The sequence below is a fragment of the Actinoplanes aureus genome, from assembly GCF_015704865.1.
Taxonomy (GTDB): domain Bacteria; phylum Actinomycetota; class Actinomycetes; order Mycobacteriales; family Micromonosporaceae; genus Actinoplanes; species Actinoplanes aureus.
Genome location: NZ_JADQTO010000013.1, coordinates 98647 through 123491, shown reverse-complemented (window position 1 = coordinate 123491; position 24845 = coordinate 98647). Strand labels below are relative to the sequence as shown.

The window sequence follows — 24845 nt, the reverse complement described above, 5'->3', positions numbered from 1 at the left end:
TCCACCGCCTCCGGTGGGGCGTCGTCTTTATCGGCGTGCGAGGGTGCGGCCTGAGAAGCAGTCCGGGTGCCGGCCGGGTGCCTACCCGCCGGAAGCGGCCCGGCGAGCGATCGATCGGCCGGGTGGCCGGCCTCGATAGGATGTTGATCATGACGCTGACCGACGTGCTGGTGCGGGCCGCCGCCGAAGCGCCGGACCGGGGCGTCGTGCACGTCGGCGGCGACGGTACGGAGCGGTTCACCAGCTACGCCGGCCTGTACGCGGACGCGTTGCGGGTGGCCGGTGGCCTGCGCGCCGCGGGTCTGCGCAAGGGCGATCCGATGCTGCTGGTCGCCGAGGACAGCGCGGAGTTCCTGCCGCTGTTCTGGGGTGCGGTGGTGGCCGGCGTCGTGCCCGTACCGCTGCCCGACGAGCCCGCCCGGCTGGCGGCGGTCCGGCGGGTGCTCGGGCAGCTCCCGCGGTTGTCGCTGGCCGAGCTGCCGGAAGCGGCCCCGCTCGCCGCGCCGGAGCCGGTCGGGCCGGACGACCTGGCGCTCCTCCAGTTCTCGTCGGGCAGCACCGGTACGCCCAAGGGCGTCGAACTGACCCACGGCAACCTGGCGGCGAACGTCGAGCAGGCGGCCCGGGCCAGCGCGGCCGGCCCGGACGACGTGGTCGTCACCTGGATGCCGTACTTCCACGACATGGGCCTGATCGGCACCCATCTGACGCCGTTGCACCTGCGCTGCGCACAGGTCCGGATCAGCCCGCTGACGTTCGCGAAACGGCCGGAGACGTGGCTGCGGGTCGCGGCGCGGCACCGGGCCACGATCCTGTCGGCGGCGAACTTCGCGCTGGCCATGACCGTGCGCCGGGTGCCCGACGCGGTGCTCGACGGGCTGGATCTGAGCAGCGTGCGCCTCGTCATGGTGGGCGCGGAGCCGATCTCGCCGGCGGTGTGGCGTGCGTTCGCCGGGAAGCTGAGCCGGGCGCGGCTCGACCCGGGAGCGCTGCAACCGGTGTACGGGCTGGCCGAGGCCACCGTGGCGGTCTCCTGCCCGCCTATGGGCGAACTGGCCCGGCCGCACCGGCTGAGCCGCGCGGCGCTGGCCCGCGGGGTGGCGGTGGACGCCGGACCGGACGCCCCGGCGGTCGAGTTGATGGACGTCGGTCATCCGGTGCCGGACTGCGAGATCCGGGTGACCGACGACTCGGGTGTGCCGCTGGAGGACGGGCTGGTCGGGCACATCCAGGTACGCGGCCCGAACGTGACCCGCGGCTACCACCGGGACCCGGCGGCCACCGCGGCCGCGCTGGTGGACGGGTGGCTGCGTACCGGGGACCTCGGTTTCCTGCGGGCCGGGCGGCTCTGCGTGACCGGACGCCACAAGGACGTGCTGTTCGTGCACGGCCGTACCTTCCACGCCGCGGACCTGGAGGAGGTGGCGGCCGCGACGCCCGGTCTCGGGACGGGGCCGGTCGCGGTCGTCGGGGCCACCGGCGCGGAGAGCGGCCGGGAACGGGTCGTGGTGTTCCTGGCGGCTCCGGCGGTACGCGCGGACCCATCGGTGGCCGGGCGGGTCCGGGGCCGGGTCGCGGAGGCGCTCGGCTACGACGGGGTCGAGGTCCAGGTGGTGCCGAGCGGAGCGTTCCAGCGCACCACCAGCGGCAAGTTGCGCCGCCAGCCCCTGCGAGAGCGGATCGGGGTGCCGGCGCCAGCCGAGGCGACTCCGGCACCGAGCGACGCGATGCCGGCGGGGCCGCCGCGGACCCGGCCGGAGATGGAGCGGGCGGTCCGGGCGGTCTGGGCGCGGGTACTGCGGATCCCCGCGGAGCGGATCGGCCCCGGCGACCGGTTCCTGGCGATCGGTGGCTCCTCGCTGGCGGCCATGGAGGTGCTCGCGGCGCTGGAGGACGCGTTCGGGCGTACCCTCGATCCGGTTTTGTTGCGCGACTGCGCAACCGTTCCCGCCCTGGCCGACCGCCTGCTGTCCCTTTCCGACGCCCCCGCCGCGCCCGCCGAAAACCGGAAAAACGCCACGGACGAGCTCGCGGTCATCGGGCTGGCCTGCCGTTTTCCGGACGCCGACAGCCCGGAACAGTTCTGGCGGAACCTGCTCGCCGGGCATGACAGCGTCACTCCGGTGACCCGCTGGACCGGCGGCGGCCACGGTGCCTTCCTTACCGACCCCGGCCTCTTCGACGCCGGATACTTCGGCATCGGCGACGACGAGGCCCGCTGGCTCGACCCGCACGCGCGGATCTTCCTGGAGCTGGCCCACGAGGCGCTGGAGCGCGCCGGCTACGCGGGCCCGCGCCGCCACGGCCGGCGGATCGGCGTGTTCGCGGCCGTCGGGGAGAGCGGCTATCCGGAGCTGATGGCGCAGTCCGGCGCCACCGGAACGCACGCACTCACCGGCACCCTGCGCAACCTCACCGCGGCCCGCGTCGCACACCTGCTCGACCTGCGCGGTCCCGCCCTGGCGATCGACACCGCCTGCTCGTCGGCGCTTGTCGCGCTGCACCTCGCCGGGCGCAGCCTGGCCGCCGGGGACTGCGACATGGCGGTGGTCGGCGGCGTCAGCCTGAACCTCACCGGCACCGCCGAGCGGCTGCTGGCCGGGGCGCAGGCGCTCTCCCCGACCGGGCGGTGCCGCGCCTTCGACGCGGACGCCGACGGGTTCGTGCCCGGTGAGGGCGGCGCGGTGCTGGTGCTGACCCGGGCCGGCGACGCCGGTGGGGACGACATTCTGGCCCTGGTACGCGGAACCGCCGTCAACAACGACGGCCGTTCACTGAGCCTGATGGCGCCGAACCCGCTGGTCCAGCAGGAGGTGATCGTCTCGGCGTACCGGGACAGCGGGGTGGATCCGGCCGACGTGTCCTACGTGGAGGCGCACGGCACCGGCACCGCGGTGGGTGATCCGATCGAGGCGCGGTCGCTGGCGTACGCCTTCCCGCCGCTGCCGGACGGGCGCCGGCGACTGCTCGGCTCGGTGAAGACCAATATCGGTCACCTGCTCAACGTGGCGGGCATGCCGGGCCTGCTGAAGGTGATCCTCGCCCTGCGGCACCGGGAACTGCCGCCGTCGCTGCACCACGAACGGCCGACACCCCGGTTCGATCTGGCGGGCGCCGGCTTCGAGGTGGTCACCGAGCGGCGGCCGTGGACCGGTCCGCTGGTCGCGGGCGTCAACAGTTTCGGCTTCGGCGGCACCAACGCGCACGCGATCCTGGCCGCCCCGCCGGTCCGCGATCCGGAGCCCAGCCCGGCGGTGACCGGGCCGCACCTGCTGACCCTGTCGGCCCGCTCGGGCGCGGCGCTCCGGGCCGCTGCCGCCGACCTGGTGGAGCACCTGCGCGAACATCCCGGCCTCCGGGAGGGGGACGTGTGCGCGACCGCCTCCACCGCGCGCGACGACGGGCCGTACCGCGTCGCGCTGACGGTCGACGGTGACCTCGCGGACCAGCTCGCGGCGATCATTCCCGGTCCGCCGATCGGCCGGACGCCGCGGGTGGCGTTCCTCTTCAGCGGCTCGAGCGGCTTCAGCGGCGCCGCTCTCTACGCGACCGCGCCGGTCTTCCGGGCCGTGCTGGACGAGGTCTCGGACGCGATCGGCCCGATCGCCGGGCGCACGCTGGCCGCCTGGTGCATCGGCCCGGCGATCCTCGCCGCCGAGGTCGCCCGGCCTCTCGCGGTGGCTGTCGCGGCGGCCCAGGCCGCCCAGTTGCGCGCCTTCGGGGTACGCCCGGACGCCGTCACCGGCCACGGCGCCGGTGAGCTCGCCGCCGCCGTCAGCACCGGGATGCTCACCGCGGTCGAGGCCGTCCGCCTCGCCCTGCCCGGCGCGGTCTCGGCCCCTGCGGTGGAACCCTCGGAGATCCGGTTGGCGGATTATGACGTGCTGGTCGCGATCGGTGCGAACGGCGGAACCGCGGGAGTACGCCCAGCCGGCTCCGACGCCCGTGCACTCCTGGCCACCGCCGGCGACCTGTGGAGCCGGGGCGCCGCCCTCGACCGCAGCCACCTCGACGCCGGCACCCGTCGCGTCACTCTGCCCACCTATCCTTTCCAGCGCCGCCGCTTCTGGGTCACCGACCCGCCGCCGCCCACCCTCTCGATCCCTCGCTGGGTCGACGCGCCGGCGCCCACCGCACCCGCGACCGGCTCGGTGACCGTGCTGACCGCGACATCGGCGGGGCCGGTGGCCGCAGCGACCGCGATGAAGGCCGCTCCACGGGCGGGACACCTGCTGGTCGTCACGAGCGACCTCCAGGCGAATCCCGACCACGCGATCTGGGCCGGGCTGGCGATGGCCCTGGCCGATGAGAACCCGGGCCTCGGAGTACGCGTCGTCGACCTCTCCCCGGCGGACACCGAGGACGACCGCCGTGCCGCCGTCGAGCGGGAGTCCACTCACCCGCCCGCGCCCGGACCCGCCCGGATCGTCGCCTGGCGCAACGGCCGCCGGCTGGTACGCGAGTTCGTCCCCGCCCCGGCGACCGGTCCGGTGGACCTGCCGCCGGACGGGCGGTACCTGATCGCCGGTGGCGCCGGCGCGGTGGGTGCCGCGATCGCCCGCCATCTCGCCGGCCGTGGACGCCCCCGGCTGGTGCTCGCGGGCCGGTCGGCGGAACCGGCCGGCCTGCTCGAGGAGCTCCGTGACCTGGGTGCGACGGCGTCGTACCGGGTGGCGGACGTGACCGTGCCGGACGACGTGGCGGCCCTGGTGGCCGGGGACAGCTTCGACGTCGTCGTGCAGGCCGCCGGGGTCGTACGGCCGGGCAGCCTGCGGGCGAAGACGGCGCAGGAGATCGCGGACGGGTTCGCCGCCAAGGTTCGCGGCACGTATCTGCTGGCCGAGGCGGTCCGGGAGCAGCGGCCGCTGTTCGTGGCGCTGTCGTCGGTCTCCTCCGTGCTGCCCGGGCTGGCCGGGGCGGTCGGTGACTACGTCGCCGGTAACGCGTACCTCGACGCCTTCGCGGCGGCCGAGCGGGCCGCCGGTCGCCGGTTCGTGGCGGTGAACCTGCCCGCGCTGTCCGGCGGCATGGCCACGGCGCATGCCACCTCGGGCGGCGGCGAGGTCCTGCCGATTGATCAGGTGCCGGAGATCCTATGGGCGGCCGCCGCCCTGGAAGCGGCGCAGGTGCTGGTCGGTGCGCCACAGCGCGGCTCCGACCCGCCGGCTGCACCGGTGCGGGTGTCCGGGACGGCGGGCGCTGGTGCCGGCTACGACGAGCTCGTGGCGATCGTGCGGGAACTGCTCGCCGAACCGCTGGACCGGGAACCGGGAACGATCGGCCCCGACGAGCCGTTCCTCGCGCTCGGGCTCGACTCGCTTACCGCGGTCGACCTGGTCAAGGAGCTGGAGTCCCGGCTCGGCCGGACGCTGTCGACGACCCTGTTCTTCGAGCACCGCACGATCGGCGAACTGGCCGGGCACCTGGCCGGGGCACCGGAGTTCCCGCTCAGCCCGGTCCAGCGCGCCTTCCACACCACGGGACGGTTGTATCCGGGGGTGCCGGCGTACGCGTACGTCCGGCAGACCGTGACCGCGCCGGTCGACCCGGACCGCCTCGCCACCGCCTTCGCCGAGCTGGAGCGGCGGCATCCGATGCTGCGCGTGCGGATCGGGCCGGACGGGCAGCGGTTCGAGGCACCGGGACCGGCGGCCTGGTTCACCGTCACCGACCTGACCGGGCCGATCGAGGAGCTGGACGCGGAACTGCGCAACCGGACCTTCGACCTGACCCGGGAGTCGCCGGTCCGCGCGGTGCTGGCCGTCGCCGGTCCGGAGCTCGCGCACCTGATGCTGGTCGTGCACCACGCGGCGGCCGACGGGTACAGCCTCGCGGTCCTCGGTGACGAGCTGTGGGCGCTCTACGCGGGTGCCGGGCTTCCCGCGCCGCCGCGCGCCACGTTCGCCGATCACGAGACGGCGCGGGCGGCGCCGGCCGGCACGGATCTGGAGTACTGGCGGGCGGCGCTGAGCGGGTACCCCACTCTTGCCCTGCCGTTCGACGGGGACCCGGATGGCGAGCCTCGGGCGCCGTACGCCGTACATCAAAGGAAGATCGAGCCGGAGCTGACCGCGCGCCTCACCGCACAGGCCCGCGCCGCCGGGGTGTCGCTCTTTCATCTGCTGCTGGCCGGCTACGTGCGGTGCCTGGCCCGGTGGAGCGGGCAGTCGGCGGTGCCGGTGGCGGTGGCTCGCGCCGGGCGGGCCGCCCGGCTGGCGGGCGTGGACCGGATGGTCGGGCCGTTCGCCGACACGCTGCCGGTGCTCGCCCAGGTCTCCCCCGGCGAACCCGCCGTGGCCCTCGCCGACCGGCTCCGGCAGGCCTGGCTCGTTGCCGAACAGCACGGCTCGGTCTCCACCGTGGACATCGCGCGGATGCTGGCCGCGCACGGCGCAGGGCCGCGCACGGCCAGCCCGGCGAGCTTCAGCTTCGCTCGCTTTCCGAGCGCCGGTTCCGCCGGGCAGCACACCGCGACGTACGCCGCAACGGCATCCGCCGCGACCCGGCTGGGCCTGGTCTGCTTCGAGGCACACGGCACCCTGCACTTCTCGTGGAACTACCCGGAAGCCCTGTTCGACGCCGCCACCGTCGAGCGCTTCGCCACCGAGCACCTCGCCGAACTGGCCGCCCTGGACGGCCGTGCCGGCGGACCGCCGGCGATCGTGGAGCGGATCCGGGCGCAGTGCCACCGCACGCCGGCGGCCACCGCGGTGCTCACCGACGGCGTGGAGCTCAGCTATCTCGACCTGGATCTGGCGTCGGAGCGGCTGGCGGCGCGGCTGGCCGAGACGGGCGCGCGCCGGATCGGGCTGCTCACCGGGCCGGGCGCGGACACCGTCATCGGCCTCGTCGCGGTCCTCAAGGCCGGTGCGGCCTGGGTGCCGCTGGACGCCGCCCATCCGCCGGCTCGCCTCGCGGATCAGCTGAGGCGCGCGGGTGCCGGCGTGATCGTCTGCGACGCCGGTACGCGCGCGGCGGCTCGCGCACTCGGCGGGTTCACGCTGGTCGACGGGCGGACGGCACCGCACGCCACGCCGCCGCCGGTCACCACCGGACCGGACGATCTGGCGTACGTCATCTTCACGTCCGGATCGACCGGGCGGCCCAAGGGTGTGCCCGTCACGCACCGGGCGATGGCCAACTACCTGGACTGGTCGCTGGAGGCGTTCGGATACCGCGGCGAGGACCGCCTCGCACAGACCGCGTCGATCTGTTTCGACGCGTCGGTCCGGCAGCTACTGGCGCCGCTGCTCGTCGGTGCGACCGTGGTCGCGTGGGAGCGGGACACCGTCCGTGACCCGGATGAGCTGCTGAAGCGTGTGGTGCGCGATCGGGTGACGGTGTGGAGTTCGGTGCCGACCCTGTGGGAGCGGCTGCTCGGCGCGGCCGAGAAGCAGCGGCCGGACCTCGCGCTGCGCTGGGTGCACGTCGGCGGCGAGGAACTGTCGGCGGCGCACGTACGCCGATGGTTCGACCTGTTCGGCCCGGGCCAGCGGATCACCAACCTGTACGGGCCCACCGAGACCACGATCAACGCCACCTACCACCTGATCAGCGAACGTCCCGGTGACGACGTGACGCACCTGCCGATCGGGCGGCCGGTCGGCGGCGCGGTCGTCGAGGTGGTCGGCGAGGACGGGCGGGAGTGCGGGCCGGGCGAGGTGGGCGAGCTCTACATCGGCGGGGCCGGCGTGGCCGCGGGCTATCTGGACGATCCGTCGGCCGCGTTCGTGGAGCGCGGCGGCCAGCGGTGGTATCGCAGCGGCGACCGGGCGGTTCGCGACACCGACGGCGTCCTCTGGTTCCGCGGACGGGTCGACGACCAGGTGAAACTGCACGGGTACCGGATCGAGCCGGGCGAGGTCGAGGCCGTTCTGCGCCGGCATCCCGATGTGGACCGCTCCGCCGTACGCGTCGACGGCAACCGCCTCGTGGCCTGGGTGCAGCCGCGCGGTGCCGCCGAGCCGTCCGGGTCGTCGCTGCGCTCGTACCTCGGCGAGTTGCTGCCCCCGTACCTGGTACCGGCCCGGATCGAGGTCGTGGCCGCGCTGCCGCTCACCGCGACCGGCAAGGTGGACCGCGCGCTGCTGGTCCCCGCCGCCCCGGCTGTCGCCGAGCCCGCCGTTCCGCCGGCCACCGCCACGGAACAGCTTCTGGCCCGGGTGTGGTCACGCCAGCTCGGCGTGCCGTCACCCGGGCGCGACGACGACTATTTCGCGCTCGGCGGCGACTCGATCGGCGTTCTGGAGATGTTCGCCGCGTTGGAGGCCGAGCTGCCGGTGCTGCCCCGGCCGACGGTGATCTACCAGCACCGGACGCTCGCCGCCCTGGCCGCCGCGATCGACGCCGCCCGAGCCGAACCGGCGTACGCCGACGACGACGGCTCCGCTTTCCCGCTCAGCCTCAGCCAGCGCGGCTTCCTGCTGGCCGATGCGATCGGCACGCCGTCGACCTGGCTGGCGGCGCCTCGCCTGCACGGCCCGGTGGACCTCGACCGGTTCCAGCAGGCGGTCGACGTGCTGGTGGCCCGGCATCCGATGCTGCGTACCGTCTTCGACCCGCCCACCCAGCGGGAACTCCCGGCCGGCACCCGGCTGGTCGTGGAGTACGACCCGGATCCGGGTCCGCTCACCGACGAGATGGCGGCCGAACGGGCCGTCGTGTTCGACCCGGCGCGCTGGCCGCTGGTCCGGATGCGGCTCCTGCGCGTCGGCCCCGACGAGCACGTGCTGCTGATGCACGCCCATCACCTGATCGGCGACGGCTACAGCGTCGCGTTGCTCACCCGCGAGCTGCTGACGGTCTACGACCGCGGTCCCGAGGCGCTGACGCCGCTGCGGTCCACGTTCCGCGAGTACGTGGCACTTGTCGGCCGTCTCACGCCCACCCCGGTGCCGCGCGACCGGACCGCGGGCGGGTTCGCGGTGGGCGCGCCCGTCTCGACGGGGTTCACCCTGGGGCCGGCGGCGGTGGCCGGGCTGCGTGCCCTCGCCGCGGCGGCCGGTGTGACGCCGTTCGTGCCGGTGCTCACCGCCTACCACCGCTGCCTCGGCCGGCTGACCGGCCGTCCGGACCCGACGATCGGGGTCGCCGTGACCGGCCGGGACCACGCCCTGCCCGACCTGGCCCGGATCTTCGGCCCGTGCGCGACCGCGGTCGCCGTCCGCCCCGGCCCGCCGAGCACACCCGCCGACGACCTGCGGCGCATGGCCGACGCCGTGACCGCGGCCCGGACCGGCGTCTGCACCGTCCCCGAGGGCTGGCAGTACTTCTTCACCTACCTGGACTTCGGCGCGCTCGGGCCGGTCAGCGGCGAAACCCTGCGTCTCTCCTGGGACGACACGGACACCGACCTGGCCGCACTGCCCGGCACGGACGTCCTCCTCGCCGCCCGCCCGTCCGGCGGCGGCCTGCGGCTCACGCTGCGCGGAAACCTACCGCCGGACCTGATGCAACGCCTCTCCACCAGCCTGCGCGCCGACCTCGAATCGGCCGTACCCACCGACGTGGATGCCGCGCTGGTCGGCTACCTCCCGGCGCCGGCGCAACTCGCGGCCCTGGCACCCGCCGAGGTACGCCGTGCGCTGCCCGACCTCGACCGGGAGACCATCCGGGCCATCCTGTTCCCGGACGGCCGCCCCCGGCTGCTGGAGACCGTGACGACCCCGCTGGGCCGCTCCGGATTCGTCAGCCTGCCCCGCTTCGCCGACGAACTCACCCACGGCGACCTGGCCGCCGACGCTGCCGCCGCGGTCGATCTCGCCGCCGCCCACGGTGCCCGCACCGTGTCGCTGGCCGGCATGATCCCGGCACACACCGGTTACGGGGCGGCGGTGGCCAGGCATGTCCGCTCGTCAGCCCGGGTCACCACCGGACACGCGGTGACCGCCGCCTCGGTCGTACGCACCACCTTCGCCGCGCGGGGCCGCGACCTGTCCGGCAGTGTGCTCGCCGTGCTGGGTGTCGGCTCGATCGGCACGTCCTCGCTGTGCCTCCTGCTGGCCCGCGCCGAGCAGCCGCCGGCCGGCCTCATCCTCTGCGACCTGCCGGCGACCGCCGACCGCCTCGCCGCGCTGGCAGCCGCGATCACGGCCGGCGGCTACCCGGGCCCGATCGAGATCGCCACCGGCGGACCGGATGCCGTCTACCGGGCCGACGTGATCGTGGCGGCCACCAGCGGCGGCCCCGGCACCCTCGACATCGACCGCCTGCGGCCCGGCACAGTCCTGGTCGACGACTCGTTCCCGCACTGCTTCGACACCGCGCGGGCGCTGGCCCGCATGCGCGACCGGCGTGACGTGCTCGTGGCCGGCGGTGGCCTGCTCGACTGCGGCCCCACCGAGCGCTCCGTCGCGGCCGGCCTGCCGGTCGCCGCCCGGCCCGGCCTGCCCGATGCGGTGGCGTCGTGCCAGCTGGAGTCGCTGCTGCACGCGGTCACCCCGGATCTGCCCCTGGTGTGCGGCCCGGTCAGCGCCACCGACGCCAGTGCCTATTGGGACGCACTCGACGCGGCGGGTGTGGCCGCCGCGCGCCTGCACCTGCTGGACACGGTGGTATCCCCACCGGCCTGACCAGCGGCCGGTCCACATGCTTGCGGTTTGCAGGGCCGGTTGCGGCCGGCCGGTGGTTGCCGGCCCAACGTGGGTGCTGTCTGGCGGCCGTTGAGACCGCAGTGAGCGTGGGCCAAGCAAGATCACCGCTTGGGGCCTCGCGCGGCTCGCACGGAAAAAGACAGCGAGCACGCCATTCACAGACATCTATCAGGCTGTTAGCGTCACCTGACGTGGTTGCGTGACCACCCAACGTGGGGAGGTTCAGGTGAGAACAGCCATTCGTCGCGGCGCCGCTGTTGCCGGCGCCGTTGTCCTGTCGGTCTTCGGACTGGCCACCGGAGTGCAGGCGGCGCCCGCCGAAGCGGACGTCCTGACGGTGCGCGGCGCCGAAGTGGTGCCGGACAGCTACGTCGTCGTCCTCAAGTCCGGCAAGGTTGCCGACGTCGCCGCCGAGCACGGTACGACCGTGGCTCACACGTACCGCAGGGTGTTCAACGGTTTCGCGGCGACCATGTCGGCGCGGAAGGCGCGGCAGGTGGCCGCCGACCCGGACGTCGCGTTCGTGCAGCCCAACGTCGTCCACCGGATCTCCGACACGCAGACCAACCCGCCGTCCTACGGCCTGGACCGCATCGACCAGCGCAACCGCCCGCTGAACCAGGCGTACAACTTCAACACGACCGCGGCGAACGTGCGGGCCTACATCATCGACACCGGCATCCGCACCACTCACCAGGACTTCGGCGGGCGCGCCTCGAGCGGCTTCGACGCCATCGACGGCGGCGCCGCCGACGACTGCAACGGCCACGGTACGCACGTCGCCGGCACCGTCGGCGGCACAGCACACGGCGTGGCCAAGGGTGTGCAGCTGTACGCCGTGCGGGTGCTCAACTGCCAGGGCAGCGGCACGACCGCGCAGGTCGTCGCCGGCATCGAGTGGGTGACGGCCAACGCGGTCGAGCCCGCCGTCGCCAACATGAGCCTCGGCGGCGGCGCCGACACCGCCCTGGACAACGCGGTACGCGCGTCGATCGCCTCCGGAGTCAGCTACTCGATCGCGGCCGGCAACGGCTTCCTCGGCCTGTTCGCCCTCGACGCCTGCACCCAGTCACCGGCCCGGGTGACCCAGGCGCTCACCGTCTCGGCGACCAACAGCAGCGACGCCAAGCCGTCCTGGGCCAACCGCGGCAGCTGCGTCGACCTGTTCGCGCCCGGCATCGGCATCACCTCGGCCTGGTACACCAGCAACACCGCCACCAACACCATCAGCGGCACGTCGATGGCGGCACCGCACGTCGCCGGCGCGGCCGCGCTGTATCTGGCCGGCCAGCCCGGCTCCACACCGGCCCAGGTGCACAGCGCCATCGTCAGCAACGCGACCACGGGCGTGGTGAGCAGCCCCGGTTCCGGCTCGCCGAACCGGCTGCTCTACACGGGCGCCTTCTAGACCCCTCTCCCCATCAGTGCGGGGAGCCCGGGTGCGGTCCCACCCGGGCTCCCCACACTGTCCTCCGGCCGGCCACCAGCGCCGCGGATGGTCCCGCTGGCGCACCGGACGGCCGTCGGGAAACGCGACCGCCGGGAAACAGCACCACCTGACGTAACGGCGGGCGAACGCGAGGCAATCGCGATCCTCAAGCTTTGACCGACCGGGCCGGCCCAAGGTGGGCCTCCACCGCAGGGCGCTGACCGGCCCAGCCGGTCGCTATCAGGAAGAGAGCGGCCGCGTACGTCGTCATCACCAGCACGCCGTGCGCCGGCGGGCGCATGCCCGCCGCGCCCAGGCCGATCAGCAGGTCGGAGATCAGGAAGAGTGCGCCACCGGCCGCGACGCGCCGGGAAACCCCTGCCGCTGCCGCCGCCATCGAGGTCAGCGCCAGACTGTAGAGCAGCACCGGTACGCGCAAAGCGCCCAGCCTCTCCCACAGCGCCGCGTTCGCGACCGCCCACAGCAGCCCGTATCCGGCGAACACCCACCACCGCGGCCGGCCCCGCCGCACGAAGGCGACGATGAAGCTGACCTGCGCGCCGAGGAAGAACAGCATCCCGGTCAGGAACGCCGGCTCCCCCGGCACCAGCAGCGCGATGTCGCCGGCGGTGGCGAACGCGAGCCCCACCACCACCGGGTCCGGCCTCCGGTGCCGCAGCAGATGCCAGATGAGCAGCGGGGCCAGCAGCGGCTTGGCCACCCACTGCACGGCGGTCCAGTCCGCGGCCACCGCGACGATCTCGACCGTCGCGGCAGCGGCGAACAACCTCAACGGCAGGCTCATGAGGCGGGCTGCCAGCCGGGGTGGCCGAACAGGTAGCCGGCGCGGTGCCGCCAGTTCGATGTGGACCGCAGGTCACGCCAGATCGCCGCGTACTCGTGTGTGGCCACCTTCAGCGGGTTGTACGTCTCGATGTTCGTGGTCAGTCCGTACCTGGCCCGCTCACCCTCGGGCTCGAAGCTGCCGAACATCCGGTCCCAGATGATCAGGATGCCGCCGTAGTTGCGGTCCAGGTACGGGTCGTTCGAGCCGTGGTGCACCCGGTGGTGCGACGGGGTGTTGAAGAACCACTCGATCGGCCGGGGCAGCCGGTCGACGCGCTCGGTGTGCAGGAAGAACTGGTACGCCAGGCTGATCGACTGCTGGAGGAAGATCATCCACGGCGGGAACCCGATGAGCGCCAGCCCGAGCCAGAACGGCAGTGAGGTCATCGGCGTCCAGCTCTGCCGCAGCGCGGTGGACAGGTTGAAGAACTGGCTGGAGTGGTGCACCACGTGCCCGGCCCAGAACACCCGGACCTCGTGATGCAGCCGGTGGAACCAGTAGTAGGCGAGATCGTCGGCGAAGAACAGCAGCACCCACACCCACCAGTCGTGCGGGTCCAGTTTGAACGGGCTGATCACGTACAACCCGGCGAAGGCGACCGCGGTGAACAGCTTCCACGGCACGCCGATGATCTGGCTGCCGAGGCCCATGGACAGGCTGGTGGCGGTGTCACGGGCCTCGTAGCCGCGCTCCTCGTCGTCCGGCAGGAACCGGAACGACAGGAACTCCATGACGATGAGCAGGAGAAACGCGGGTACGGCATAGAGGACGGCAGGGATCATGGGCGAGGGGTCCCATCTGTGCGTTGGAGTCAGGCGAGCAAGCCGGATCAGGGCCGGGGCGATTCCGTCTCGGCCGCGACGGCCGCGCTGAGCAGGGCGCGGGCCGCGCCTTCGGCACCGGCCGCGTCACCGGCGCCGATCAGTTCGGAGAGCCGCCGGTGCGCGGCGACGTCGAGAAGCTCCGCGGTACGCCGCTGCGGCGGCATGTGCCCGACGGCGAGCGCTCCGGCGGTGAGGCTGTTGAACGCCAGCAGATAGGCGATGTTGCCGGACCCTTCGACGATCCGCCGCCACAGGGCCAGGTCCGCCTCGGCCATCCGGGCCAGGTCGGGCACCGCCGCCGCGTACTCCTCCACCGCCCGCGCGATCAGATCCCGCGCCGACGGCTCGGCGCGTTCGGCGCAGAGCCGGGCCGCGTCGGCGCCGATGCAGGCCCGCATCTCCAGCACGTCGCGGTTCAGCGTCGCGACCGGCAGCACGTCCTCGGCGGCAGCGAGTGTCATGGCCAGGTCCAGCCCGGCGGTGGCCCGCCAATCCTGCACCCGGGTAGCGCCGCCCTGGCTCACCCGGACCAGGCCGAGCTGCTGAAGCCGGCGCAGCGCTTCCCGGATCGCGTGCCGGTTCACCCCGAAGGCGGCGGCCAGCTCCCGCTCACTGGGCAGCGGATCGCCGGCCGCATACCGCCCGGCCACGACAGCATCCCGCAACCGGCCGAACACCTGGTCCGACACGGACTCCCGCGACAACGGTTCGAACGTCATGCCCGGAAGTGTGCCCGCCCTCACATCAACCCGTCAACTGGTTGGACCAGTCGCTTTGGTCGGGGTCTGCCTGCCGGTTACGGCGGGCCTCGCGCAGCGCGACGGACTGGTGTTTCCCGGCGGCCGCGCTGAGGCCGGGACGCAAGGCCCGGCTCGCGCGGGACGGCGGGCACGAGTCGGCTTCGGCGGGGCGCCGATCACGCGTACCGAAGAAGGAGAGTGACCGGCAAGCAAACCTCGGCCCGGGAGCCGGGTACGTTGGCAAGACCATCGATGCGGGGGTTGAGATGAGCGTGGAACGGCTGGCCGCCTTCCTGACCATGGCATTCGTGATCATCGTGATCCCGGGACCCAGCGTGCTGTTCGTGATCGGGCGAGCGCTGGCCTACGGGCGCCGGGTCGCCCTGATCTCGGTGCTCGGCAACACGCTGGGTGCCTACCTGGCCGTGGCGCTGGTCGCCCTGGGCGTCGGCTCGATCGTCGAGCGTTCGCTCGTCGCGTTCACGATCCTGAAGCTGCTCGGCGCGGCTTACCTGGTCTATCTCGGCGTGCAGGCGTTCCGGCACCGGCGTGCCCTGGCGGCGCCGGTGGACGGTCCCGCCTCGGTGCGCGGCACCTGGCGCACCCTCTGGGAGGGTCTGGTCGTCGGGGTGTCGAACCCCAAGTCGTTCGTCTTCTACGCCGCCGTGCTGCCGCAGTTCGTGGACCGTTCCGCCGGTCACGTCACCGCGCAGATGCTCCTGCTCGGCCTCTGCTTCACGGCCATGGCACTGGTCTGCGACGGGCTGTGGGGCCTGACCGCGGCCGGCGCGCGGGACTGGTTCGCCCGCTCACCCCGCCGCATGGCCGCGGTCGGCGGCACCGGTGGCGTCGCCATGGTCGGTCTGGGCGTGACCGTCGCACTGACCGGCCGCGGGGACTGACCAGTCCGTCACGCGTCCCGGTGCGGGAGCAACGTCTCGGCGGCCCAGGCCTTCGCGCTCGTCAGGCCGTGCGTGATGAGGGCGGGGTTCGGCGGCGGCGCCGGGTTGGTGTAGGCGCCGGCGATGCCGGCGGCGATCGTGTCGCCGAGGTGCGGTGCGAGCATCCGGGCGTACTCGGCCGGCTCGATGGTGTGCCAGCGGACCGGGCGGCCGATCGCGGCCTCGATCTCGGCGGCCAGCTCCGGGCCGGTCAGGGCCGAAGGGCCGGCGACGAGCCTGGCCGCGGGCGGCGTGCTGGCAGTGATCAGGTCGGCGATGGCGGCGCCCAGGTCGGCGGCCGCCACCCACGGGTTCGGCACCGAGGCCGGCAGCGGATAGCGCAGCTCGCCCTGGTCGAGCAGGAGGCGGTGGGACCAGGGTGCGGCGAGGTTCTCCAGGTAGGTGCTCGCCGGGCCGACGACCGAGGCGACCGGAACGGCGTGCGGCAGGCCGGCGGCGAGGCGGATCCGGGCGTCGACGAAGGGTACGCCGATCGGGTCAGCGGGCGGGATGCCGCCGCCGGTGTTGAAGATCGCCCGGGGTACGCCGGCGGTGGCGAGCGCGGCGAGGATGGTGTCCGCCCGGCCCGGCGTGTCGGCGGTGAAGTCCAGCGGCAGCTGTACGACGACGGCGTCGGCGCCCTGGTAGGCCTGTTCCAGCAGGTCGGCGGGGACGAACTGGACGGCCGGGTCGGTGGAGGGGCGGGGGTTGCGGGTGACGGCGCGGATGCGATGGCCGGCCGCACGCAACGAGCGGACGATGGCCTGGCCCTGGGTTCCGGTGGCGCCGTGCACGACGACGGTGGTCTCGGTCATGCGGTGACCGTAGTTCCGCGGCTGAAGCAGTACCCAGAAAGTTATATTGTTTCCGCATGGAAACCATTGGGCCTGAGCAGCTGAAACAGCTTGTCGACGAGACCAGGGTCGCCGGGTGCGGGGTAGAGCGGACGCTGCGGGTGCTGGACGGCAAGTGGGCCACGCTCGTGGTGCGCGAGCTGCTGAGCGGGCCGAAGCGGTTCGGTGAGCTGCGGGCCGCGGTGGGGACGCCGAGCGCCAAGACCCTGACCGATCGACTGCGGTCACTGGAACATCAGGGCATCCTGACCCGTACGGTGCATGCCGAGGTGCCGCCCCGGGTGGTGTACGAGTTGACCGAGCGGGGCCACAGCCTGGGCGGCATCCTGCACGCGATGCTGGTCTGGGGCGAGGCGAACCCGGCATGACGTCATGGGACCGGGTGGCCGCGTTCGGCAACCAGCTGCTCGAGGTGCACATCTGGCTGCGGGAGATGCTCGACGACCTGACCGACGGCATCGACGACTACTTCGCCGGGCGCGGGCTGCCGCCGACCGATCTGCGCGCGCACTGCCTGGCGTTCTGTTCGGCGCTGACCCGGCATCACACCGGCGAGGACCGTACCGCGTTCCCGGCGATCGCGGCGGAGGTCCCGGAGCTGCGGCAGGTGCTGTCCGAGCTCAAGACCGACCACAATCAGATCGAGTGGCTCCTCGGCAACCTGCGGAAACTCCTCGACGGACTGCCGGAGCAGCCGGATCCGGCGGCGGAGCCGAAGGTGCGGGCGGAGCTGGTCGCGCTGTCCGCGGTGATCCAGACGCACTTCATCTACGAGGAGAAGAAACTGATCGCCGTACTGAACGACATGAACGTGCCCGAGTGGCGGGCGAATCCGCCCGCGTTCCTGCAGCTCGAGGAGTGACCTCGAGTTGCAGGTGCTCCGGCAGGAGGGTGCCCTGCGGATCCAGGTAGTGGACGTCGACGACGCGGGCGGTGTCACCGTCCGGCAGGGTGAGCAGTGATCCGGGCGGTGCGACGGTGTCCGGCGGGCAGAACACGGTGCCGTCGGCGATGACGCACGGGCCGACCGGTATCGGTTCGGCGAAGCCTCTGGTGCCCTTGACCGCCTCGACCTCGACGGTGCAGGGCTCGTCCGTGTGCAGCATCGCGAATTCCAGCCAGTTCACCAGTCACCCTCCCATCCGCTGTCCTGGTGAACCATTCCCTCCGGTGGCCCGCCTAATCGGCGGGCCACCGATAAGTTGATCAGCCGAGGTTCTTGCTCGTGACCGTCCAGCGGGTGCCCGAGCACAGACCGCACGGCGATCCCACGAACAGCGCCCGGGCGGTCTGGTCGCCCTTGAGCTGCCACTTCAGCCAGGCCGAGCCGACCCGGCCGTACTCTCCGCCGTTGGGCTCGGAGAACGTGCCGTAGTGGCCGACCGGCAGGTGCCCGAGGAACGCGGGCAGCCCGGCGGGCAGGCGGCCGTAGTCGTCGACGGCGTTGGGGTACGCGATGTCGTCCGGCCCGCCGGTGAAGTACGCGACCGGAGCGTGCAGCCGGGCGAGCTGGTAGTTGTCCCGATCGCTGAGCAGGCCGCTGTTCCAGAACACCGAGGTGTCGACCCGGCTGTCCGCAGACGCCTCGACGGCTTCCAGCCCGCCACAGGACTGGCCCATGACCGCCACCCGGGTGGTGTCGATCCGGCCGCGGTACCTGCTGCCGAGCCGGGTGTTCTCGGCGATCGCCCAGTCGATGGCGTCGATGAGCATGTCGGCGTCGGTGCTGCCGGTGCCGCCCGGGCGGCCGCTGGCGATGACCAGGAAGCCGTGCGAGGCGAATTCCTTGAGGATGTTCTGGAACCAGGTGCCGTCGGCCCGGCAGGCGCCGTTGCCCCAGGCGACGATCGGCAGGGTCAGCCCGGCCGGGAGGGTGCTCGGGCGGTAGATGGTGTGGTTGAACAGGCGGATGGTGGTCTCGTAGTCGGCCGGGTACGGTCCGGTGCCGCCGGGCGCGGCCTGGGCGGGTGCGGCGAGGCCCACGGCGGCGAGCATGCCGGCGAGGGCGGCGGTCAGCAATCGCATGGGTGTTCTCATTAAATAGACGATTGTCGATATTCGGCGACCGCGAATCGGTGAAATCGCCGGTACGACGCCTCAGCAGTCCGTGAAGGCGTCGTACCGGACGCGGGTGGGCGGGATCCGCATCTCCGCGAGCCGGCTCAGTGTGGCCCGTACCATCGGCGCGGACCCGGCCACGTAGAAGTCGTGGTCGCGCCACGGCCCGTGCCGCGACAGGACGTCGTGGATCGCACCGCGCTCCCCCGGATAGCCCGGCTCGTCGCTGACCGCCCGCACGATGCTCAGCCACGGATACTTCTCGGCGATCCGGTCCAGGTGCTCCCGGTCGTAGAAGCCGTCGCCCTGGCGCTCGCCGCGGAACAGGTGCACCCAGCGGGTCCGGTTGTACTTGACCAGCTCGCCGAGCAGCGCCTTGGCCGGCGCCAGCCCGGTGCCACCGGCGACCAGCACGACGTCGCGGCGCGACGCGGTGTCCAGGATCATCGAACCCATCGGCGCGGCCAGGTGCAGCAGGTCACCGGCCCGTAGCCGGCGCACCAGCGCACTGGACACCCAGCCCGTTCCGGTCGCGCGCACGTGGAACTCCAGGGTGCCGTCCGGGCGGGGGCTGTTCGCGATCGAGTAGGTGCGCCACTCCCGGGGGCGGTGTGCGCACTCGAGGCTCACGTACTGCCCGGCGCGGAAGGTGAACGGCTGCCGGGGCCGGCAGGTGAACACCGCGACGTCCCGGCCGCGCCGCTCGTGGCTGAGCACCTCCGCGTTCCAGTACGGCGGCTCGTCACCGCCCTCCGCACCCGCGATCATCTTCGCGGCCATCAGGTCGTAGACGTCGTTCCAGGCCTGCTCGTAGACGTCGTTCCAGCGCTCGCCGGCGTGTACCCGGATCGCGTCGAGCAGGCACACCTTGACCTGCGCATAGTGTTCCGGCCGCACGTCGTACTTACGGTGGTCCCGGCCGAGACCGCGCAGGTACTCGTCGAGCCGCGCCGGGTCGCCGAGCTGCCGCACGGCCCGGACGATCGCGGCCAGCAGCCGGTCGCGCTGCGCCGCCATCTCCACCGGGAACAGGTCTCGCAGCCGCGGATACGCGAGGAAGAGGCGCGCGTAGAAGTGCTCCACCACCCGGTCGCTCCGCTCCTCGACCAGGCTCCAGCTCTCATTGAGTACGTTCGTCAGATCGGCCATTCCCGCTCCCCGGTCCGACATCGGCTGACGCTGATCAGCGTCGCCATCCCACCGGCTTCGCGCCGCACACGGTGTGCGACGTCCCGGCGATCCGGACCATCGAGGCGGGTCAGTCGCCGCGCCCCGGCCGGTCCGGGGCGAGATCGGCCCGCTCGCGCAGGACGCCGTCGAGGAAGGCCAGCACCTGCGGCCCGGCCGGGTCGACCAGGTGGCCGCCGCCGACCATCTCGTGACGGACTCGCGGCAACAGGCCGGCGAGGGCCTGGTCGGCGGCGCGGAACGGCGGCGGGGAGTCGGCCGCGGAGATCAGCAGGGTGGGCCGGTTCAGCCCGCCGAAGGTACGGGCGTCCGGGGCGGTCCACTCCCCGTTGACCTCGGCGAGCACGGCGGGTCCGTTGGCACGGAACACCTCGCGGACGTCACGGGGCAGCCCGTCCCACCCGCCGTCACCGAAGACCTCCCGGATCAGACATTCTGCCGCGGCGTCCGGGCTGCCGGCCGCGTTGACCCGGTGCTTCACGGTGCGCCACCACGAGCGCATCGGCGCGGACAGCGTCGGCAACGCCGGTTCCAACAGAATCAGCGCGATGACGGCGTCCGGATAGCGGCGGGCCAGGTCGAGAGCGACCTCACCGCCGTAGCTGCGCCCGATCAGCACGGCCGGTACCGCGTCCAGCTCGTGCAGCAGCGCGTACGCGTCGTCGGCGTGCTCGGCGATGCTGGTCCGCTCGTACGGCACGGGCCGCTCGCTGCGCCCGCATCCGCGCCGGTCGTAGAGGATGAGCCGGCCGCGCGCCGACAGCTCGGGCACCGCACCGGCCCACAGCCGCGCGGAACCCGCGATCCCGTGGATCCCGAGGATCGGCAGGCCCGAGCCCCACTCCTCGCAGCGCAGCGTAATCCCATTCACACTGACCGTGGCCATGCGGGCAGCGTACGCCGCCGGGGTTGAACGCGCTCACGGCGCGATCGTCCACAGAGAAACGCCGCTGCGAATTCCACGGGGGAAGAACTCGCAACGGCGTCACCGTACGTTAACCGAGCGAACGCTGCGCGTCCAGTCATGATCGTCAGCGGAGTTCCGGGTAGAGCAGACCGGTGGCGCACGCACCGACCACGGCACCGGCTATCACCTGGGCGGCGGTGTGGTCGCCGAGGCGCACCCGGGACCAGCCGACAGCGGCCGCGAGCGGCCAGGTGAAGCCGAGCCAGGGTCCGAAAACGACGGTGAAGGTGACCGCGGTACCGGCCGCGACGAGCGCGTGGATGGAGATCTTCCAGCGGGCGACCAGGGTGATCGGGGTGGCGACGACCAGCGCGGCGGCCATGCAGGCGATGAGGGCGAGCAGGTCGCGGGGCGCGCCGGCGGCGTACAGGGCGAGGGTGCCGGAGGCGGTGGAGCCGAGGCAGACCAGCAGGGGCAGGGTGCGCTGGGCGCGGACACCGACGTGCCGGTCGGTCCAGGCGCCTCGCCGTACGCCGTGCAGGATGTAGGCGATCGGCAGGAAGCTGGCGGCGGCGGCCGCGATGACACCCCAGATCGCAGCGGTGAGCGCGTTCTCGGCGGCCTGCCAGGCGACGGCGATCAGGACGGCGGCGACCAGCACGGCGGGCGAGAGGATCTCGGTGAGCAGCCGGGCGACCCGGTCGGCGGGGCGGGTCTCAGCGGGTGACTGCGTCGTCATGGGCTTCCAGCTGGGCGAGGGCGGCGGGGAGGAGCCTCGACACGGCGGCGAGGTGCCGCACGCTGGCGTCGAGATCGGGTTCTTCGGGAACGGCGAGGGCGGTCGAGGGTCTCGGCGGCCGGCGGGACGCCTGGGGCGTACGCGAAAGGTAGTCGATCATCGCGGCGATGCTGGCGGCGTCCCCGGCGGCCCGGGCCTCCTCCGGTGTACGGCCGGCGGCGATGGCCGCGCCGGCGGCCTGCTCGCCGGCGGCCGGGTCGAGATAGCCGTCGTGGCGGCGCAGCCCGTCGAGGATCTCGATGACCCGGCGGTAGGTCTCCACGCCGAGGGTGGACAGCGGCGGGCGGCGCCGGGGTTTGTGCAGGGTGGCCGCGCTGTCCAGGTCGTGCAGCGCCCGCCACAGCGGGTACATGGCGCGGTACAGCCGGTACTGGCCGGGCCACTGCCGCAGGGCGTTCGCCGCCCGGACGATCGACGGGATGACCAGGCCGGCGCTGACCAGGATGATGCCCAGCCCGATGAGCGCCTGGGAGACGGGCCCCTCGGACCAGGCCAGTGCCCCGCCCAGGGAGATCACCAGGATGAAGACGGCCTTGTGCACGACGTAGACCAGGCCGACCAGGGCGCCGGCGCTGAGCAGCCGCAGGCCGAGGCGCAGGGCGGAGGCGGGCAGCTGGCGTGCGTAGCGGATCGACATCCGCATGATGTCGACCATCGCCAGGGCCAGGTAGGCCAGGAAGCTGATCATGTACTCGCGCATCCAGGGCGCGCCCGCGTACCGGTCGGCGAAGTTCTCGGCGTCCTCCACCGAGAAGTCCGCGACCACGACGGCCGCGCCCATGATCGCCGCGGCCAGGGCGAGCAGCAACCAGCGGTGGGCGGCCCGGCGCCGGGCCGTAGCCGGATCACCGAGATGCAGGAACAGCGACTGTACGGCGGCCGCCGCGATCAGCGCGCAGAGGTGGATGAGATAGCGGCCGAGGTTCGGCACGCCGCTGACCTGCCCGATGACGTGGTAGACGGGTCCGCAGGAGATGACCTGGGCGGCGCCGAGGCTGGCCAGCACGCCGCAGGTGGCGCGCAGGGCCGGGTTGCCCGGGTCACGCAGCAGCTGGGTGGTCTTGGGTACGAGGGCGGCGAAAGCGACGGTTCCGGCGAGCAGCGGGGTGTAGTCGCTCACGTCTTCCAGCTCCGGTCGGCGGCGAGCGCGGAACTGACCCGGTCGAGCGCGGCGGTGCGCTCGTCGGCGTCGTCGCGGGGGCGCGGGACCGGGGACCGGCGGGCGGCGAAGCGGCTGATCACACTGGCCACCCCTTCCGCCTCGCGTTCCTGGGCGTCGGGGTAGTGGCTGGTCCGGCCGAGGACGCGTTCGACCATGGCCGGGTCGAGGAAGTCGAAGCTGAGGTCGGCGGCGTCCAGGCGCAGGCGTCCGCGGTGGTCGCAGAGCAGGTGGGCGAGTTCGTGCAGCAGGATGTGCTCGCGCAGCACGGCGGGAGCGCGGTTGTCGACCACCACGTAGTCGGCCTTGGCGGTGGCCAGCCACAGGCCACAGGGTGCGGTGGCGTCGCTGGTGTCCATCGGGAGAATGTGGATCGGCCGGCCTCGCTTGTCGGCGATGTGCTCGCTGAAGGTACGCGCGTCGAACGGCACCGGAATGGTGATGTCCAGCCGGCGCAACAGCTGCTCGTATCGGCGGATCTCCCGGGCGCGCACGTTACGGCAGGCCCTCGATCTCGCGGACCTGGTCGAGCATCGCGGAGACCAGTTTGAGGTGCGACGGTGACAGGCCGCGGGCCTTCATCGCGATGACGCGTACGCACGGGTCGTTCATGGCGTCGTCGGCGGCCTGGAGTTTCTCCTTGAACCGCACGGCGGCACGGAGTTGTTCGAGCTCGCGGGCGATCTGGCTCTGGTCGCCGTCGCCGAGCAGGAACGAGGCGGGCACACCGAAGAAGCAGGCCAGGGCGCGGACCTGTTGCACGCCCGGGTTCTCGCGTTCGCCGGTGCAGATGTAGTTGATGTACGCCGCGGAGATGTCGAAGCCCTGGTCGCGTTTGATGGCCTCGGCCACCTCACGGACCGAGTATCGGGGTTTGCCCACCGGCCGGACCGTCTCGAACAGATAGTTGAGCCGATCCTGCATTGTCGTGAGCGGACGACCGCCTGATGTGGTGCTCACCGTCGCCCTCCCTGTGTCAACTGAACGGCTGGTCGGTTGACACGAGTCGCGCGATCATGCGTATGCTCTTCATCGCTGTCAACCGATCCGACGCGCACGTAGCGTACCGGACCTCATCAGTTGACATTGATGTGTGGTTCCTCGGTGTCCATCGGGGAGGTACGGCGCGTCGGCCTTGATCACGGGGACGAGGGACGGCGCGGCGCCGCAGCGCCACGCCCTCGGTGAAGCCGATCGCGCAAAGCCTCCCCGGTGGAGGGAGCGAGTTCACCCACCGCTTCGGGCGGGTGCGTATCCGGTTGGCTGCCGCGGGGGTGGCAGCACCGGCTCCATCGGGACCACCGGCCGTTCCACCGCCTCCGACGTGGTCACCTGCCTCCCAGGCGTAGTCGTGTGCGAGTTCCAGGTGGCCGACCTCGGCGCACATCACCGCCTGGGCGCAGGCCGACAGGGACGAGTCACGGACGGTGATCCGCTCGTAGTAGTCGACGTTGCGGGCCTTCTGCTCCGGTGTGAACTCCTCCGCGCACCAGTGCATGGCCAGCACCAGGTCGGCCTGCTTGACCACCTGCCGGCGGTAGAGCTGGAAGTAGGTGGCCTGGTCCATCAGCGTCTTCTCCGGGCGGGTCGCCGGGAAGTCCCAGGCGGCGTACCGGGTGAAGCCCTCCGACTGCGGGTGCACGCCGAGCCGCTCGTCGAAGGGCACGTGCACGGCGTGCGCGCTGGCCCGCCAGGTCTCCGGCTCGTCCGGGCCGGTGACGCCGTCGATGTGCCACACGCCGTCGGCGTCGTGGTGACCGTGCGACACCCACAGGCGGGCGGTCTCCACCAGGATCTCCAGGCCGCAGTCGGCCTCGAGGGTGGTGTCGCCGGTGACCCGCCGGTACCGGTCGACGGCCCGGGCGATCACCGCGTTCAGGTGCAGCGCCGCGGTGCCGGCCGGCCAGTAGGCGGAGCACTCCTCGCCGGTGATGGTGCGCCACGGGAACGCGGCGCCCGCCAGGCCGAGGGTGCGGGCCCGGTCCCGGGACTGCGGGAGGATCGAGTGCCGCCAGCGCAGCGCGTCGGCGGCCGCCTGCGGGCAGGTGTACATGAGCAGCGGCAACACGTAGCCCTCGGTGTCCCAGAAGGCGTGCCCGTCGTAGCCGGGACCGGTCAGGCCCTTGCCGGGGACGGCCCGGCGTTCGGTGCGGGCACCGGCCTGGAGCACGTGGAACAGCCCGAACCGGACGGCCTGCTGCAACGACGGGTCACCGTCGATCTCCACGTCGGCGGCGTCCCAGAAGTCGTCGAGGTATTCGCGCTGTTCACGGGGGAGACCGTCCCGGCCCGCGTACCGGGCTCCGATGAGGGCGGCGGCGATCTGGTCGCGGAGCGCCTCGGTGGAGCGGGACGTGCTCCACCCGTACCCCAGGAATTTGATGATCCGCAGACGCTCGCCGGGCGGCAGCAGGGTGACCACGGTCGTGGGGGGGGGGGGGGGGGGGGGGGGGGGGGGGGGGGGGGGGGGGGGGGGGGCGGGGGGCGGGGGGGGGGGGGGGGCGGCC

At 72.9% G+C, this 24845-nt stretch carries 16 protein-coding genes and 1 pseudogene; 5 read left to right on the top strand and 12 right to left on the bottom strand.

What is annotated here, in order from left to right; genetic code table 11:
• The first annotated feature begins 149 nt into the window (after positions 1-149).
• Together I4J89_RS26370 and I4J89_RS26365 are read left to right on the top strand one after the other, a co-directional pair.
• Positions 150-10571, top strand: a complete 10422-nt coding sequence (locus I4J89_RS26370) for a non-ribosomal peptide synthetase/type I polyketide synthase (RefSeq protein WP_230859620.1) — start codon at positions 150-152, stop codon at positions 10569-10571.
• Between the two features lie 247 nt (positions 10572-10818).
• On the top strand, positions 10819-12000 hold the full coding sequence (locus I4J89_RS26365) for a S8 family peptidase (protein ID WP_309238487.1): 1182 nt from the start codon (positions 10819-10821) through the stop codon (positions 11998-12000).
• A 187-nt stretch (positions 12001-12187) separates the two neighbouring features.
• Here I4J89_RS26365 and I4J89_RS26360 read toward each other — a convergent pair whose 3' ends face one another.
• Genes I4J89_RS26360 through I4J89_RS26350 form a run of 3 tightly spaced genes read right to left on the bottom strand, consistent with a single transcriptional unit; the run spans position 12188 to position 14411 of the window.
• Complete coding sequence (locus I4J89_RS26360; protein WP_196416766.1) at positions 12188-12826, bottom strand: lysoplasmalogenase; 639 nt, start codon at positions 12824-12826, stop codon at positions 12188-12190.
• Positions 12823-13650 carry a sterol desaturase family protein gene (locus tag I4J89_RS26355; RefSeq protein ID WP_196416765.1) on the bottom strand — a complete coding sequence of 276 codons (828 nt, stop codon included), beginning with the start codon at positions 13648-13650 and terminating at the stop codon, positions 12823-12825. Before I4J89_RS26355 ends, I4J89_RS26360 begins: the two co-directional genes overlap by 4 nt.
• A gap of 47 nt (positions 13651-13697) precedes the next feature.
• Positions 13698-14411 carry a FadR/GntR family transcriptional regulator gene (locus I4J89_RS26350; RefSeq protein ID WP_196416764.1) on the bottom strand — a complete coding sequence of 238 codons (714 nt, stop codon included), beginning with the start codon at positions 14409-14411 and terminating at the stop codon, positions 13698-13700.
• Between the two features lie 287 nt (positions 14412-14698).
• Between I4J89_RS26350 and I4J89_RS26345 the strand changes: the two genes are divergently transcribed.
• On the top strand, positions 14699-15334 hold the full coding sequence (locus I4J89_RS26345; RefSeq protein WP_196416763.1) for a LysE family translocator: 636 nt from the start codon (positions 14699-14701) through the stop codon (positions 15332-15334).
• An 8-nt stretch (positions 15335-15342) separates the two neighbouring features.
• Here I4J89_RS26345 and I4J89_RS26340 read toward each other — a convergent pair whose 3' ends face one another.
• Complete coding sequence (locus tag I4J89_RS26340; RefSeq protein WP_196416762.1) at positions 15343-16188, bottom strand: SDR family oxidoreductase; 846 nt, start codon at positions 16186-16188, stop codon at positions 15343-15345.
• A gap of 56 nt (positions 16189-16244) precedes the next feature.
• On the opposite strand from I4J89_RS26340, the gene I4J89_RS26335 reads away from it, so the two are divergent.
• Positions 16245-16595: a winged helix-turn-helix transcriptional regulator gene (locus I4J89_RS26335; protein WP_196416761.1), complete on the top strand. Its 351-nt coding sequence runs from the start codon at positions 16245-16247 to the stop codon at positions 16593-16595.
• Positions 16592-17089: a hemerythrin domain-containing protein gene (locus I4J89_RS26330; RefSeq protein ID WP_196416760.1), complete on the top strand. Its 498-nt coding sequence runs from the start codon at positions 16592-16594 to the stop codon at positions 17087-17089. Before I4J89_RS26335 ends, I4J89_RS26330 begins: the two co-directional genes overlap by 4 nt.
• A 344-nt stretch (positions 17090-17433) precedes the next feature.
• On the opposite strand, the gene I4J89_RS26325 is transcribed toward I4J89_RS26330, so the two are convergent.
• The 8 genes and pseudogenes from I4J89_RS26325 to I4J89_RS26290 all read right to left on the bottom strand — a co-directional run.
• Complete coding sequence (locus tag I4J89_RS26325) at positions 17434-18252, bottom strand: poly(ethylene terephthalate) hydrolase family protein (RefSeq protein ID WP_230859619.1); 819 nt, start codon at positions 18250-18252, stop codon at positions 17434-17436.
• A gap of 72 nt (positions 18253-18324) precedes the next feature.
• Entirely contained in the window at positions 18325-19434 is a 1110-nt protein-coding gene (locus I4J89_RS26320; protein WP_196416758.1) for a globin domain-containing protein, read from the bottom strand.
• Positions 19435-19543: 109 nt separating this feature from the next.
• On the bottom strand, positions 19544-20359 hold the full coding sequence (locus I4J89_RS26315; RefSeq protein ID WP_196416757.1) for an alpha/beta fold hydrolase: 816 nt from the start codon (positions 20357-20359) through the stop codon (positions 19544-19546).
• A gap of 145 nt (positions 20360-20504) precedes the next feature.
• Entirely contained in the window at positions 20505-21119 is a 615-nt protein-coding gene (locus I4J89_RS26310) for a phosphatase PAP2 family protein (RefSeq protein WP_196416756.1), read from the bottom strand.
• Positions 21097-22299, bottom strand: a complete 1203-nt coding sequence (locus I4J89_RS26305) for an MAB_1171c family putative transporter (RefSeq protein WP_196416755.1) — start codon at positions 22297-22299, stop codon at positions 21097-21099. Before I4J89_RS26305 ends, I4J89_RS26310 begins: the two co-directional genes overlap by 23 nt.
• A complete protein-coding gene (locus I4J89_RS26300) occupies positions 22296-22832 on the bottom strand; it encodes a hypothetical protein (RefSeq protein WP_196416754.1) in 537 nt (178 codons plus the stop codon). The genes I4J89_RS26305 and I4J89_RS26300 overlap by 4 nt, the downstream gene beginning before the upstream one ends.
• 1 nt (position 22833) lies before the next feature.
• Positions 22834-23298, bottom strand: coding sequence for a helix-turn-helix domain-containing protein (locus I4J89_RS26295; protein ID WP_196416753.1), 465 nt, complete (start codon positions 23296-23298; stop codon positions 22834-22836).
• Between the two features lie 373 nt (positions 23299-23671).
• Positions 23672-24769 (bottom strand): annotated as a pseudogene (locus I4J89_RS26290) (glycoside hydrolase family 65 protein); the annotation flags it as partial.
• Positions 24770-24845 lie beyond the last annotated feature (76 nt).

What these genes read in the sequence shown, in the direction of transcription:
- I4J89_RS26325 (WP_230859619.1), bottom strand. Translation starts at nt 18,252, where the DNA reads ATGCGATTGCTGACCGCCGCCCTCGCCGGCATGCTCGCCGCCGTGGGC.
- I4J89_RS26340 (WP_196416762.1), bottom strand. Translation starts at nt 16,188, where the DNA reads ATGACCGAGACCACCGTCGTCGTGCACGGCGCCACCGGAACCCAGGGC.
- I4J89_RS26350 (WP_196416764.1), bottom strand. Translation starts at nt 14,411, where the DNA reads ATGACGTTCGAACCGTTGTCGCGGGAGTCCGTGTCGGACCAGGTGTTC.
- I4J89_RS26310 (WP_196416756.1), bottom strand. Translation starts at nt 21,119, where the DNA reads ATGACGACGCAGTCACCCGCTGAGACCCGCCCCGCCGACCGGGTCGCC.
- I4J89_RS26345 (WP_196416763.1), top strand. Translation starts at nt 14,699, where the DNA reads ATGAGCGTGGAACGGCTGGCCGCCTTCCTGACCATGGCATTCGTGATC.
- I4J89_RS26355 (WP_196416765.1), bottom strand. Translation starts at nt 13,650, where the DNA reads ATGATCCCTGCCGTCCTCTATGCCGTACCCGCGTTTCTCCTGCTCATC.
- I4J89_RS26370 (WP_230859620.1), top strand. Translation starts at nt 150, where the DNA reads ATGACGCTGACCGACGTGCTGGTGCGGGCCGCCGCCGAAGCGCCGGAC.
- I4J89_RS26315 (WP_196416757.1), bottom strand. Translation starts at nt 20,359, where the DNA reads ATGGCCACGGTCAGTGTGAATGGGATTACGCTGCGCTGCGAGGAGTGG.
- I4J89_RS26320 (WP_196416758.1), bottom strand. Translation starts at nt 19,434, where the DNA reads ATGGCCGATCTGACGAACGTACTCAATGAGAGCTGGAGCCTGGTCGAG.
- I4J89_RS26330 (WP_196416760.1), top strand. Translation starts at nt 16,592, where the DNA reads ATGACGTCATGGGACCGGGTGGCCGCGTTCGGCAACCAGCTGCTCGAG.
- I4J89_RS26360 (WP_196416766.1), bottom strand. Translation starts at nt 12,826, where the DNA reads ATGAGCCTGCCGTTGAGGTTGTTCGCCGCTGCCGCGACGGTCGAGATC.
- I4J89_RS26335 (WP_196416761.1), top strand. Translation starts at nt 16,245, where the DNA reads ATGGAAACCATTGGGCCTGAGCAGCTGAAACAGCTTGTCGACGAGACC.